The 11,581-nt window shown below is 60.9% G+C and carries 13 protein-coding genes; 5 read left to right on the top strand and 8 right to left on the bottom strand.

The features are described 5' to 3' along the window. Positions 1 to 6: 6 nt before the first annotated feature. The gene (locus ACK509_RS11125) at positions 7 to 1,044 is read left to right on the top strand and encodes an NAD(P)/FAD-dependent oxidoreductase (protein WP_410766606.1); all 1,038 of its coding nucleotides are present in this window, start codon (positions 7 to 9) and stop codon (positions 1,042 to 1,044) included. 27 nt (positions 1,045 to 1,071) lie between these two features. Here ACK509_RS11125 and ACK509_RS11120 read toward each other — a convergent pair whose 3' ends face one another. Beyond that, positions 1,072 to 2,811 (bottom strand): Rieske (2Fe-2S) protein, encoded by a 1,740-nt coding sequence (locus ACK509_RS11120; protein ID WP_410766605.1) that lies wholly within the window; start codon positions 2,809 to 2,811, stop codon positions 1,072 to 1,074. A gap of 143 nt (positions 2,812 to 2,954) precedes the next feature. Between ACK509_RS11120 and ACK509_RS11115 the strand changes: the two genes are divergently transcribed. Then, positions 2,955 to 3,818 carry a CehA/McbA family metallohydrolase gene (locus ACK509_RS11115; protein ID WP_410766604.1) on the top strand — a complete coding sequence of 288 codons (864 nt, stop codon included), beginning with the start codon at positions 2,955 to 2,957 and terminating at the stop codon, positions 3,816 to 3,818. Positions 3,819 to 3,833: 15 nt separating this feature from the next. On the opposite strand, the gene ACK509_RS11110 is transcribed toward ACK509_RS11115, so the two are convergent. Next, positions 3,834 to 4,736 carry a CPBP family intramembrane glutamic endopeptidase gene (locus tag ACK509_RS11110; RefSeq protein WP_410766603.1) on the bottom strand — a complete coding sequence of 301 codons (903 nt, stop codon included), beginning with the start codon at positions 4,734 to 4,736 and terminating at the stop codon, positions 3,834 to 3,836. Between the two features lie 132 nt (positions 4,737 to 4,868). Between ACK509_RS11110 and ACK509_RS11105 the strand changes: the two genes are divergently transcribed. Continuing rightward, positions 4,869 to 5,792 carry a 2-dehydropantoate 2-reductase gene (locus tag ACK509_RS11105; protein ID WP_410766602.1) on the top strand — a complete coding sequence of 308 codons (924 nt, stop codon included), beginning with the start codon at positions 4,869 to 4,871 and terminating at the stop codon, positions 5,790 to 5,792. A gap of 24 nt (positions 5,793 to 5,816) precedes the next feature. Here ACK509_RS11105 and ACK509_RS11100 read toward each other — a convergent pair whose 3' ends face one another. The 3 genes from ACK509_RS11100 to ACK509_RS11090 all read right to left on the bottom strand — a co-directional run bounded on the left by ACK509_RS11100 (position 5,817) and on the right by ACK509_RS11090 (position 7,250). Beyond that, positions 5,817 to 6,227, bottom strand: coding sequence for a hypothetical protein (locus ACK509_RS11100; RefSeq protein ID WP_410766601.1), 411 nt, complete (start codon positions 6,225 to 6,227; stop codon positions 5,817 to 5,819). Continuing rightward, on the bottom strand, positions 6,224 to 6,505 hold the full coding sequence (locus ACK509_RS11095; protein WP_410766600.1) for an ArsR/SmtB family transcription factor: 282 nt from the start codon (positions 6,503 to 6,505) through the stop codon (positions 6,224 to 6,226). The genes ACK509_RS11100 and ACK509_RS11095 overlap by 4 nt, the downstream gene beginning before the upstream one ends. 121 nt (positions 6,506 to 6,626) lie before the next feature. Then, positions 6,627 to 7,250, bottom strand: coding sequence for a hypothetical protein (locus ACK509_RS11090; protein WP_410766599.1), 624 nt, complete (start codon positions 7,248 to 7,250; stop codon positions 6,627 to 6,629). A 160-nt stretch (positions 7,251 to 7,410) separates the two neighbouring features. On the opposite strand from ACK509_RS11090, the gene ACK509_RS11085 reads away from it, so the two are divergent. Continuing rightward, positions 7,411 to 8,043, top strand: coding sequence for a hypothetical protein (locus tag ACK509_RS11085; protein WP_410766598.1), 633 nt, complete (start codon positions 7,411 to 7,413; stop codon positions 8,041 to 8,043). Positions 8,044 to 8,056: 13 nt separating this feature from the next. Here the strand turns inward: ACK509_RS11085 and ACK509_RS11080 are convergent, their stop codons facing one another. Continuing rightward, complete coding sequence (locus ACK509_RS11080) at positions 8,057 to 8,572, bottom strand: hypothetical protein (protein WP_410766597.1); 516 nt, start codon at positions 8,570 to 8,572, stop codon at positions 8,057 to 8,059. A gap of 186 nt (positions 8,573 to 8,758) precedes the next feature. Continuing rightward, the gene (locus ACK509_RS11075; protein WP_410766596.1) at positions 8,759 to 9,802 is read right to left on the bottom strand and encodes an Lrp/AsnC family transcriptional regulator; all 1,044 of its coding nucleotides are present in this window, start codon (positions 9,800 to 9,802) and stop codon (positions 8,759 to 8,761) included. 96 nt (positions 9,803 to 9,898) lie between these two features. On the opposite strand from ACK509_RS11075, the gene ACK509_RS11070 reads away from it, so the two are divergent. Continuing rightward, a complete protein-coding gene (locus tag ACK509_RS11070) occupies positions 9,899 to 11,023 on the top strand; it encodes an anthranilate phosphoribosyltransferase (protein WP_410766595.1) in 1,125 nt (374 codons plus the stop codon). A 3-nt stretch (positions 11,024 to 11,026) separates the two neighbouring features. Here the strand turns inward: ACK509_RS11070 and ACK509_RS11065 are convergent, their stop codons facing one another. After that, positions 11,027 to 11,569, bottom strand: a complete 543-nt coding sequence (locus tag ACK509_RS11065) for a hypothetical protein (protein WP_410766594.1) — start codon at positions 11,567 to 11,569, stop codon at positions 11,027 to 11,029. Positions 11,570 to 11,581: the final 12 nt, after the last annotated feature.

Raw genomic sequence — 11,581 nt, 5'->3', positions numbered from 1 at the left:
GTGGCAATGAGCCGGAACGTGTGTATCGTCGGCGCTGGCGTTGCGGGTATCGGGGCGGCCTACGCGCTGCGTACGACTGATTCGAACGTGACGATTCTCGAGAAGAGTCGTGGCGTCGCAGGTCGCGCGGCAACCCGCCGAAAGAACGGGTGCCGATACGACCACGGCGCGAACTACGTCAAAGACTACGACGAGCGAACCGCAGACCTGATTCAAGAACTCGGAACCGACGGCTTGGTCGATATCGACGAACCAATCTGGACGTTCGACACCGACGGCGAGATTGCCGAGGGTGACAGCCGCGACGAACACAAGTGGACGTGGGAAGCGGGAATCACCCAACTCGGAAAGCGCCTCCTCGAACAGACGAACGCGACGGTCGAACGCGAGACGCGTGTCGCCGCAATCGACCGCGACTACGAGACTGGCGTCTGGTCGGTAGTCGATACCGACGACGTTCGACACGGCCCGTTCGACGTGGTTCTGCTCACGCCACCTGCCCCACAGACCGCCAGTATCCTCACCGAGATGGGCTGGGGAAGTCAAGATATGGTCGCCCTCCGCGAGGCGATAGGTAGCGTGACCTACCGGACGATTCGCTCGATAATGCTCCACTACCCCTTCGAGCGCGACGACCCGTGGTACGCACTCGTCAACACCGACAAAGACCACGATATCGGCTGGCTCGCCCGCGAAGAGTGTAAAGACGGCCACGTCCCCGACGGTGAGAGCCTCTTAGTCGTCCAGATGAGCCCCGAGTGGTCAGAAGCGCACTACGACGACGACCCCGAGGAGATTGCCACCGTGGCCGCCGACAAAGCCGCCACACTCCTCGACGATGACCGCCTGCGCGACCCAGACTGGGTTGACCACCAAGGCTGGCGATACGCGCTTCCGAACGGCACGGCGTTCGAAGAAGTCATCCGCCGCGGCGAGGACGCCGGACTCTACTTTGCTGGCGATTGGACCGTCGGTGAAGGGAGAGTTCACGCCGCTCTCTGGAGCGGTATCGAGACGGGAGAGCGAATCATCGACCAGTTCTGAACGCCACTCGTGGCATGGTCGGCGATATCAGTCGTCTGCTTCGTGAATCGCCTCGCCGCGCTGGAGTCGTGCCGCGATAGTGAACGTCTGCTCACGCTCTCGTCGCGTCGGCGAATGGGCGGCGAGATACCGGGCAACCCCGACCATGAGCGTCCGTGCTTCTTCTGATGGCCGCTCGGCCGCCTGTGTGAATCCTGCTTCGAGGGCTTGGTAGGTGTGGAACCCTGCATCTTCACGCAAGAGAGCCGCGGCGAGTTCGTTTCGGAGCGTCCCGATTTCGCCGCCTGAGTCGAGGAAGTGCGCGGCGGCCGCGCCCGCATCGTTGACCTGTCCTTCCATGTCGAACGCCTGAGTGAGGCGTGCCAGCGTCTCGTCCGGGTTCATCCCGTCGTCGGTGGTCGGGAGCGGCGCTGGTGGTGTGTTGAGGAAGCGGTCGAGATAGACGTTGATAGCGGCGTCGAAGACACCACGGTAGAGTTCTTTCGCGTCGGTTCGGCGGGTAAGTTGGTGAACCGCGTTCGCGTAAGTGAACGTGTGGTGAACGGTGTTCCAGTCGGAGAACTCGTTGGTGGTCGAGAACTGTGTCACGCGCATACCGGCGGCGAACGCGACGACGCTGGCGAGGTCTTCGGGCGTCGCGCCTTCTCGAATCGCTTCGACCAGTACGTCGATGATTGCGTCGGGGTCGTCCTCAAGGAGCGTTTCGAGCATGTCCGCTGGTTTGGACCACGTTCGATTCCTGCCGAATCGGATGAACTGGTCCAGTTCGTCGAACGTGTCGTCTAAGCGCCCGGCGAGGTCGATAGGGCGTCGCCACGACGCGGACTCTTCTGCTCTGTCGGCCATTGCGAGGCCTCGAACCAGACTCGGAAGTACGTCGTCGGCGTGTTCCCAGCCGATGTGGTCGAGCGACTCGCAGGCTTTGTTGACGAAATCGAGCATGTGGCCGGTGTCGAGGTATCGGTGATCCGTGGCGGCCGCACCGAGCATGTGCGCGATGTCGGCATCGACGTAACCGGCGGCGATAGCGGTTCGTAAGACGCGTTCTGCGCCGTCGGGGTCGCGGACTTCGATACTCTCGCGGAACCACGACAGCAAGCGGTCGAAGTCGGCATCGACGTCTTCGAACGCGTCTTGGTCGAATCGGGGCGGTTCGCCTGCGGTGTCGCTGGCGACCTGAATCAGCCCGTGATACAGCGCGCGTTTGGCGTCGTCGCCCTCGACGTCGCCGAGGACGTTCGCCATCGCGGTGAGGATGGTGAGACCGGGACCCCATCCCTCACGTCGATACTGTGCGCCAAACCTGACGCCCGCTTCGATGGCGTCGGTGGTCGGGACACCCTCGTCTTGGAGGCCGATGACGGCCTTTGCGACGACGAGTCGGAGGTTTCGTTCGAGGCCGTCTTCGAGGCGTTGTCGCCAGTGAACTGCGGGCGGTTCGTCGGGTTCCGGAGAGGGGTCCACGTAGACGGTTCCGTCTCGAATTTCGACCGGGTACGAGAGTACGTCGTCGGCCCACGGGTCGAAGGTGTCGCCGCAGGAGAGTTCGAAGCGCGCGTGATGCCAGTGGCACGTGAGAACACCGTCATCGACGGTCCCACGAATCAGTGGAAAACCCATGTGGGGGCACGCGTTTGCAACCGCTCGAACCGACCCTTCGTGGTCGAAGAGAGCGATTGCATGACCGTCGAGTGAGACGAGTTTGCGGCCCGCCTCAGTGAGTTCGTCGCGGTCACAGGCGGGGACGAATGTGTCAGAGACTGCCATACACTGAGTTGGTGTGGAGTGTTCCTAAAGATTCGCTGAAATGAATTTACGTAAATTCCACGACGAGAGCGAGTTCAGTGGTATGAAAAAAGCTAGCACGATTCGGACGTGGATTTTTCGTCTTCGAAGTCGAAACGTGTTATGTGTCCACGCTGACTGTCCGTCTCGACCCACACGTTCACTCCGAGGGGTCATACGACGCGCACGACCCAGTGGAACTCATCTTGGAGCAGGCCGCCGAAATCGGCCTCGACGCCGTGGTCATCACCGACCACGACGTCATCGACGAGTCGGTTCGCGCGGCGCAACTCGCGCCGATGTACGGCCTCGTCGGCATCCCGGGTGTCGAAGTTTCCACTGCGGACGGCCACCTCCTCGCCCTCGGCGTCGAGAAACTTCCACCCCGGCGGCGACCACTCGATGAGACTGCCCAATGGGTCCACGACCACGGCGGTGTCGCTATCGTCCCGCATCCCTTCCAGCGGAGTCGCCACGGCATCCGAAAGAAGCGCCTCGCGGCCTATCACGAGAAAGTGGGCCGTGACGCCTTCGACGCTATCGAGACGTACAACTCGTGGCTCTTTACGGGCTACAAGAACCGCCGCGCACGCCGCTTTGCGGCCCGCCGCGCCTACCCGAGTGTCGCCGGAAGCGACGCCCACAAAGTCGGGTACGTCGGGCGTGCCTACACCGAAATCGAGATTCCAGACGTGTCGCGGGCGTCGCTCACGGCCGACGACATCCTCGATGCGATTCGTGAGGGTTCGACCCGCGTTCAGGGCCGCCGCACCCCACTGCCGACGAGTACGAAACACTACGCCGGTGCCGCCGGTCGGAAATCTGCCTACTACGCGAAACAGGGCGCACTCGTCAGTGCCATTCTCGCCAAAGAAGGCGCACTCAAATCTGGCTACTACGCCAAGATTGGCGCGCTCAAGAGCGGGTACTTAGCCAAGCGCGGTGCGGTTCGTGGCGCGCAGTTGCTTGGTCGGTTCGCATCGCGGTAGACTCACAGTTTCTTCTCAGTTAGCTTGTCGCGGGTGACGTGTCGATGATATCGTCTCAGAGAACCCGCTGGTCTCTGCTGGATGGCGTGCGAGGTGGTCTGGTCCCTGTGTGGCGATGAGTACGAGCGCAACGAGCCACACTGCCGCCGCAAACGCACCGATAGCGGCCACGCGAACTTCGTCGTAGATTGGCGTCCCGACGACCGTCGCGTCGATTGGGATGAGACCACTCAAGAGGTTCATCGCACCGTGACCGAGCATCGCTATCCACGCACTGCCCGTCTCGTTGTAGAGCCACGTCAAGACGAGTGAGAAGCCGACGATGCTGACGCCCCAGAGTACCTGCTGTCCGAGCGGCCACGTCCCGTGGGGTGCCGAGGCGGTGAAGAACATCGGGAGGTGCCAGAGTGCCCAGAGGACACCGATGAGCAGTCCTGATTGCACCGCGCCGTATCGGGCTTGCAACTTCGGCAGGGCGAACCCTCGCCAGCCCAGTTCTTCTTTCCCGCCACCGACGATGGCTTCGAAGAGGATGAAAAGCGGGAGTGTGAGGTAGAACACGAATCCTAAATCGAGGACGCCGAGGTCGATGGGGTACCCGAGGAGACCGTATATTGCCGTCCCGAGTGCGACGAACACGAGTGGGATACCGACGACAGCGATGTACCACCGGGGGGCGAGTCGCCAGCGAAGTCGTGGTGTGAACCACTCTCGGACCGACTCACCGGCCGCCCACAAGACGACGACAGCAGCGAGGAACGGACCGAGCGCACCGAGAGTAAAAAGACCCCACGTCGTCCACGATGGTTCCAAGTCGAACAAGAAGACGGGTGCCTCGATAGCCCACGTAATGGCATACGCGAGGATGAAAAAGACCGCTACTGGGTGTGTACTGATTCGGTGTTTGATGGAAGGCATGGTTGTTCACCTACGAATTCGTGTCAACAGAATATTACATATGGCACCGGTTCTCATCCAGAGAGAACGACGCACGGGACGAGAGAGCCCCGCCTTCCCAATCTCTTTCATCTGGTCTCGTCTACTTGCGCTATGAAATTCGCCATCTTTGGAGCGGGCGGAGTCGGTGGATATCTCGGGGCGAGACTGGCAGACGCCGGGCACGAAGTCCATCTCATCGCCCGAGGGCCGCACCTCGATGCACTCCAGTCCGAGGGGTTGCGCGTCGAGAGCGTCGCTGGCGACACGGCAGTCGAACTCCCGGCGACAGACGACCCAGAAGACATCGGGTCGTGTGAGTACGTATTGCTCTGCACGAAAGCGTACGACGTCAAAGGGGCCGCGGCGGACCTCGAACCACTTCTCGGCGAGAACACGGCGGTCGTCTCGTTTCAGAACGGCGTCGACAGCGAGCGATGGGTTGCCGAGGTCGTCGGCGACGAACACGTGGTCGGTGGCGTCGCGTACATCTTCTCGACCATCAAAGAACCGGGCGTCGTCGAACACACTGGTGGCCCGGCACGATTCGTCTACGGCGAACTCGATGGCGAGAAGAGCGACCGAATCGCCGCACTTCACGATGCGTTCTCAGCGAGTGACGGTATCGACGCCGTCCACGCGGAGGACATCAACACCGAGCTCTGGCGAAAGTTCGCGTTCATCTGTGCGCAGGCAGGAATGACTGCGACCACGCGTCTCCCGATAGGCGACGTTCGAGAGAGCGACGCCTCGTGGGAGATGTTTCGTGACATCATGGTTGAAGTGGTCACAGTCGCCCGCGCGGAGGGCGTAGACCTTCCTGAGGGCCTCGTTACGGAGTGGCTCGAATTCGCGCGTGACCTCGACCCAGCGATGTACTCGTCGCTCCACTACGACCTGACTCACGACAAACCGATGGAACTCGAAGCACTCCACGGGTCGGTGGCTCGACACGCCGACGCCGTCGGTATCGACGTGCCGATGAACGAGGCGGTCTACGCGATTCTCAGTCCATGGGCAGACCGAAATAGCCGATAGAAGGCCGAGACAGCCACCGCGCCCTCACCGATAACTCTGATACAGCAAGACGACGACCGCGACGGTCGCAAAGAGGTCGGGGAGGAAGGTGAACGCCCCGATACTCACCTGTGGGCGGAATCCGAAGACGATGGCCGCCAGCGGATTCGAGGTGAGCGCGTACAGCAACAGCGAGATGGTGAACACGACGAGACTCAGGGTAAACGGGTTCGGCAAGTCGCGGTAGACCCGAACGTAGTTGTACGCGAGCGCGACGAGCAAGACGACGTTGAACGTCGAGACGAGCAGTTTCACCTGCAAGAAGAGCGCAAGCCGCGGACGGATATCGCGTCCGAGTGCGGCAGGAACGATGAGTGTCGCACCGATTGCGATGAGTACGCCGATGAGCGTCACAAACAGCGTCCGCTTCATTGGGTCGGGTTCAACGTCGCTCATTCGAGGTCGGCCTCCTGTGCGATTTGGTCGAGGATGTCTACGTTCTGTTCCATGCGGTCTGAGAGAAAGTACGTCTTGCCGTAGCCGTCGCCCATGGTGGTCAAAACTCCGTTTTCTTCGAGGAGTTCGAGGTGGTGACGGACCGTCTTGTAGTTCAAATCCAGTTCGTCGGCGAGTTGGTTCGCGTTCATCGGTGTGTCGGCGAGCGTCCGAACGATACGCAGGCGGTTTTTCCCACCGCGAGCACCGCCGATGAGCCACCAGAGCACCCGACGCATCTGTTTGCACCTCTCAGGTTGAGTATAAAAACGATGGGGGCCGGTGGAGGGACCGGAACAGCATCCATGTTCGAAATAGAGAGAGACACGAGTGGTCAGCGAGATTAGCGTTCGCGCGTTGTTAGCGACCAACTCCGCGGTCACGGTCGCCGTCGTGGCGATGCCAGTTCTGGGCCGAACGCTCATTCCAACGTTCGCGGAGGTCGCTCACGTCGTGGCCGAGCTTTTCGAGTGTGTCGAGAGCGACTTCACGAAGTTCACCGGGGTTCGCGCCGTCTGCACGGGCAGCCTCGACCGCATCACGGAGCGTCTCGACTTCGTCGTCGCTCAGGTCGTAGTGGGCTTGTAGGCGGTCGAGTTTCCCATCGAGGCGATTCTCGAAGCGGACTTCGTGCATATCTTCGTGCGTGACGCCGTACTGGTGGAGTCGCCCGTGGACGACGAGACGAATCGCGTGGGAAGACGCGTCGTCGGCACGCATCTCGCTCACTTCGTCTTCGATAGATTGCTTCTGTTCGTCGGTCAGGTCGAACTGGTCGAGGAACGTCGAGAGGTTGGTGTAAGCGGGGTCCGTCGGTCGGCGGTCTGTTACGTTGTCCGTGGTCGAGTCGGTCGCTTGGTCAGCGGTCTGTGCGTCGTCGGTCGGTTGCTCGGTTGTCGTCTCCTGTGCCGCGGCGAGTCCGACGATACCGCCGGAGACGACGAGTACCGCGAGGAGTGCGCCGATGAGTGTCTTGGTTCGCATTGGGTATCACCCACTCATCTCGTGGCCGGGGGGTATGAAACAGATTTGCCGAATTCGGGCACGAGACGGACATCAGACGGGCACGAGTTAGACCCAAATTCCAGTGGAAACAGAGGTTTTGGTCCAGAAAGTACTTGTCAGCAGTTCGTGGAGTTCAGGTATGAATCGAGAGGCCGTCGTTGTACTGTTGGCCGCAGTCGTCGGACTCTCACTCGTTGCGTCGCCGGTGCTGATGCACGACTGGACCGAGCGGGCGACTTTCTCGACAGAACCAGCAGCGCAGTCGTTGTTAGATGGTGAGATACCCATACATCAGTACGACGACTTATCGCAAGATGCGCAACGCGCGGTACGGAAGTCTATCGAATCGCCAGATGGCTCGCATTCGATTTACGGACGCGAGGACTGGCCTGACGATTTTGAGTATGCGACAGACACCGTTGACCCCGGCTCTGGGTGGTACATCGCTGACTATCAAGGAGCGTACTACGAACTCAAAACGTGGGGAGATGGCGGATTTTGGTTCGTCTACTGGGCGTACGAACTCCCGGTCATGGGCTACGGATTCGTACTGCTGTGGCTCACTAGACGAGCGTATATCGGCCGCTATCCAGCCCGAAACATGGTGGCGCTCGCCGCACTCGGCGTCACCTTCCACCTTCTCGGCCCTGAATTCGACTTTCCGATACTCGCCCCAATGCAGTTAGTCGGGGCGTGGACTGTCGCCAGCGTCGCCATCGTACTCGTGGCCGTGAGAGAGTACACGTACACCCGACCACCGGTCGAGGCGTAGGGCCGGTGAGCCACTATTCGTTCTGTTCTCCTCGCATCCCACTCCGCGGTTGTCCGCCCTCGAAACACCCATCGGGTAGATAGACTTTCGCCGGTGGTTCACCGGAGATTTGAATGTCGATTTCGAGCAGGAGAAACTCGGTGTCGCCGAAGGAGTCGGTCACGCGACCGGTGAGCGGCCCCGCAGAAGACCACTGCACCTCGTCGGTCGTCTCGTCGCGGTAGAGGAGGTCGAGGAAGTACTCGACCGAAGCGGGTTCCATGCGCAACGAGAAGTCGGTGCAGTCCAGCGACACCGTCGCAGTTGCCCGCCGGAATTCGATTGTTTGAGTCTTTGACTCCGGTTCGGAATCAGTCGGTGATGGGGTAGCTAGCTCCGCAACAGATATCGAATCCGAATCGGGAACTCGTGTCGCCATCATCGGGACGTTGTTCTCTGTCGATGGTGTCGCTGTCGAACACCCCGCTGTCCATCCCGTCAGGCCGACCCCGATGAGGTGCAGTATGCGCCGCCGTGATTGCGGTTCCATCGTCCTGTAGTCGTATCCGCCCGAAACGAGAGACAGACACCGTCTCGCCGTCGTCGTGTGTTGGTTTTCCGAGCGATTCGAGGAGAGAACACCCCCAAAAATGTATATACAGATACAACTTCCACTGGCAAAACCGTTCTGTCAGCCCGTAATACGCACTTTCAGGAAAAGAGACGAGTCGCCAGTTCAGTCCTCGGAACTGACGAGTGCTTCGTACTGCGCGCCGGTCTGTTTCAGGGTCTTGGTGGAGTAGAGACGCTCGTGTTCGAAGGGGAGGTACTCGTCGGCGAGTTCGTCTATCTTCTCGTCCACGGCATCGGCTTCGCGGCCATGAATCATCGTGAAGAGGTTGTACGGCCAGTCCTGTTCTGGGCGACGCGGGCGGTGGTAGCAGAGGGTGACGTAGGGGAGACTCCCGACGTGTTCACCTCGAGCATCGAGTTCGTCGTCGGGGACGTTCCAGACGACCATGCAGTTGTTGTGAAAGCCCGTGACGACGTGGTTGACGATACAGCCGATTCGTTTGATACAGCCGTCGGCGAGGAGACGTTCGATGGCGTCGATGACTTCCGCCGGTTCGGCGTCGATGGCCTCGGCAACGTCGCGGTAGGGCGTCTTCGAGAGCGGGAACCCGTCTTGAATCTCCACGAGGAGGCGAGCGTCGAGGTCCGAGAGGTTGCCCGTGGCGTTCTCGGAGATTCGGGTGGCACTCACCTCGGTCTGTTCGAGGCTCTCGCGGGCGAAACGGTCCTCGTTCATCACCGGAAATTCGAGGTCGATGTAGTAGTCGGTCAGCATCGGGAGGTTCAGCACCTCACACCCCGTTCGTTCCTCGATTTCTGCGAGTAGTCGGTCGCGCGTCTCCCGAGAGCCAGCGGTGACGACGAACCACATGTTCCAGTCGTGGTCGCGGCGGTAGTTGTGGTTCACTTGCTGATAGCCGTTGATGACCTCGGCAACCTCGTCGAATCGGTCGTCAGGAGCCGAAACGGCCGCGAGGGTCGAACTCCCGATGACCGGCGGGTTGAGGACCGCACCGAACCGCCGGAAGATGCCCTTCTCGCGGAGCCGTTTGACTCGTTCCAGGGCGTCGTCTTCCTCGATACCGAGTTCGTCGGCGACGACGCGGAAGGGACGTTCGGCGACCGGGAAGCCACTCTGGTAGTCGTCGATGAGGGCGGCATCGACCTCGTCGAGGTCGTCTCGCCAATCCTCCGACAGCGCGCTCATTGTCGCGGCTTAGGAGTCCGGAAGCCTATCCCTTTCGGACGCGGGCGGGCAGGCACGAACAGGACGTTTTTTGCGCGCTCACTCGAACACTCAGCCATGACGAATGCCGACAACGAGTTCGGACCGTGGCCGCTGAAGCGCCTGATGACCGAGGTCGTCGGAACGGGCACGAAATCGGCCGAAGACATGAGCCGCGAGCAGGCGACAGAAGCGATGGAGCGCATCCTCGCGGACGAACCCGACCACACGACGCTCGGCGCGTTCTGGCTGGCGAACCGGTGGAAACACAACAACGCCGAGGAACTGGCGGCCTACGCCGACGTGATGGCCCAATACGTCGAGTACGCCGAACCCGACGTGGACCCCGTGGACTGCGGTGCCAACTACGACGGCAAGGGCAAGACCGCAATTCTCGGCGTCGGCGCAGGTGTCGTCGCGGCGGCCGCGGGCACGCCCGTGGTCGTCCACTCCGGTGACCGCGTCCCCACGCAGAAACAGGACGCCTACAAGCACGTCCTCGACGCACTCGACGTTCGCACGGAACTCGAACCCAGCGAGTCGGCGGATATGGTGGACGAGACTGGTTTCGGCTTCTACTACCAACCGAAGTTCAACCCCGCGATTCACGCACTGTGGGAGCGCCGCGACAACATGGGCGTTCGCACCTTCGTCAACACCATCGAGACCATCGCCAATCCGGCGAATGCCTCCACTCATCTTGGGTCGTTCTACCACCTCGCCTTTGCGAAGAAGATGACGGACACCTTCAAAGAGAGCCAGCACCACGACCTCGACCGCATCGTCATGTTCCAGGGAATGGAAGGCTACGACGACATCCGCCCCGGCTACACGAAGGTCGCCGAGTGGACCGCGAGTGCGTCGCATAGCGACGCAGAACAGTCGAGCGGTGATGAACCGCGAGACGACGACGGCACCTTCGAGGATTTCGACATCGAGACGGCCAACTATGGAATGGACTTCGAGTACGACGACCTCGGTGTCAACGAAGACGACGTTGCGGGCGACTCCGCCGAAATTACGGAAGCCGTTCTCTCCGGCGAACGCGACGACCGATTCGCCGACGCAATCGCCCTCAACGCGGCACTCCGCATCTACGCCCGGCAGGATGCAGACTCCATCGACGAAGGTCTGGAGATGGCTCGTGAGGCTATCGACTCCGGTGCCGCAGAAGCAGTCCTCGAAAACCTGCGCGACTTCTAAGGCTCAGGCTTCGACTACGTCGAATATCGCACCGAACGAGTTGTGTTCGTTTTCTTTTTCGTCGCCGATATCGACATCGCGCGCCTCGAAGCAGTAGCGACCCGGTTCGAAGGCGGCTTCAGTAATCTCCCCGAACGCTGAAGACCTCCCATCGGATGCCTCGGCGTGGACAGCAAGATTCCAGACGTACGACCCGCCAGCAGGGACGCCAGCACCCATATCGAGGACATAGTTTCGAGGCCTGATATCGACCCATTCTCCATCCTCAAGACGCCACAGCCACCAGTAGTCGGGACCGATGAACAGGTCGTGGTCACTCCGGTTGACGAGGTGCATCTGTACCTCGTCGCCGATGGTGACCTGTTCGCTGTCTGGGTAGAGAAACACCTGCTCGTCGGTCAGTTCGTGATAACACAAGTCGATGCTGTCTGGACAGGGAGCCTCGGGGTCGAATCGTGAGTTCGGGCTTGCCGCCGGTGCAGCACACCCAGCCAACCCAGCAACTCCAACAGACCCCAAAAATCGCAACACGTCGCGTCGTTGCATATCTGCGGCTCA

Source organism: Haloferax sp. DFSO60 (genome assembly GCF_046557615.1).
Taxonomy (GTDB): domain Archaea; phylum Halobacteriota; class Halobacteria; order Halobacteriales; family Haloferacaceae; genus Haloferax.
This window is presented reverse-complemented; position numbering and strand designations above follow the sequence as displayed.

Excerpts from the sequence above, each read along its gene's own strand:
- ACK509_RS11085 (WP_410766598.1), top strand. The coding sequence starts at position 7,411 with ATGAATCGAGAGGCCGTCGTTGTACTGTTGGCCGCAGTCGTCGGACTC.
- ACK509_RS11090 (WP_410766599.1), bottom strand. The coding sequence starts at position 7,250 with ATGCGAACCAAGACACTCATCGGCGCACTCCTCGCGGTACTCGTCGTC.
- ACK509_RS11105 (WP_410766602.1), top strand. The coding sequence starts at position 4,869 with ATGAAATTCGCCATCTTTGGAGCGGGCGGAGTCGGTGGATATCTCGGG.
- ACK509_RS11125 (WP_410766606.1), top strand. The coding sequence starts at position 7 with ATGAGCCGGAACGTGTGTATCGTCGGCGCTGGCGTTGCGGGTATCGGG.
- ACK509_RS11095 (WP_410766600.1), bottom strand. The coding sequence starts at position 6,505 with ATGCGTCGGGTGCTCTGGTGGCTCATCGGCGGTGCTCGCGGTGGGAAA.
- ACK509_RS11120 (WP_410766605.1), bottom strand. The coding sequence starts at position 2,811 with ATGGCAGTCTCTGACACATTCGTCCCCGCCTGTGACCGCGACGAACTC.
- ACK509_RS11075 (WP_410766596.1), bottom strand. The coding sequence starts at position 9,802 with ATGAGCGCGCTGTCGGAGGATTGGCGAGACGACCTCGACGAGGTCGAT.
- ACK509_RS11110 (WP_410766603.1), bottom strand. The coding sequence starts at position 4,736 with ATGCCTTCCATCAAACACCGAATCAGTACACACCCAGTAGCGGTCTTT.
- ACK509_RS11070 (WP_410766595.1), top strand. The coding sequence starts at position 9,899 with ATGACGAATGCCGACAACGAGTTCGGACCGTGGCCGCTGAAGCGCCTG.
- ACK509_RS11080 (WP_410766597.1), bottom strand. The coding sequence starts at position 8,572 with ATGGAACCGCAATCACGGCGGCGCATACTGCACCTCATCGGGGTCGGC.
- ACK509_RS11065 (WP_410766594.1), bottom strand. The coding sequence starts at position 11,569 with ATGCAACGACGCGACGTGTTGCGATTTTTGGGGTCTGTTGGAGTTGCT.
- ACK509_RS11100 (WP_410766601.1), bottom strand. The coding sequence starts at position 6,227 with ATGAGCGACGTTGAACCCGACCCAATGAAGCGGACGCTGTTTGTGACG.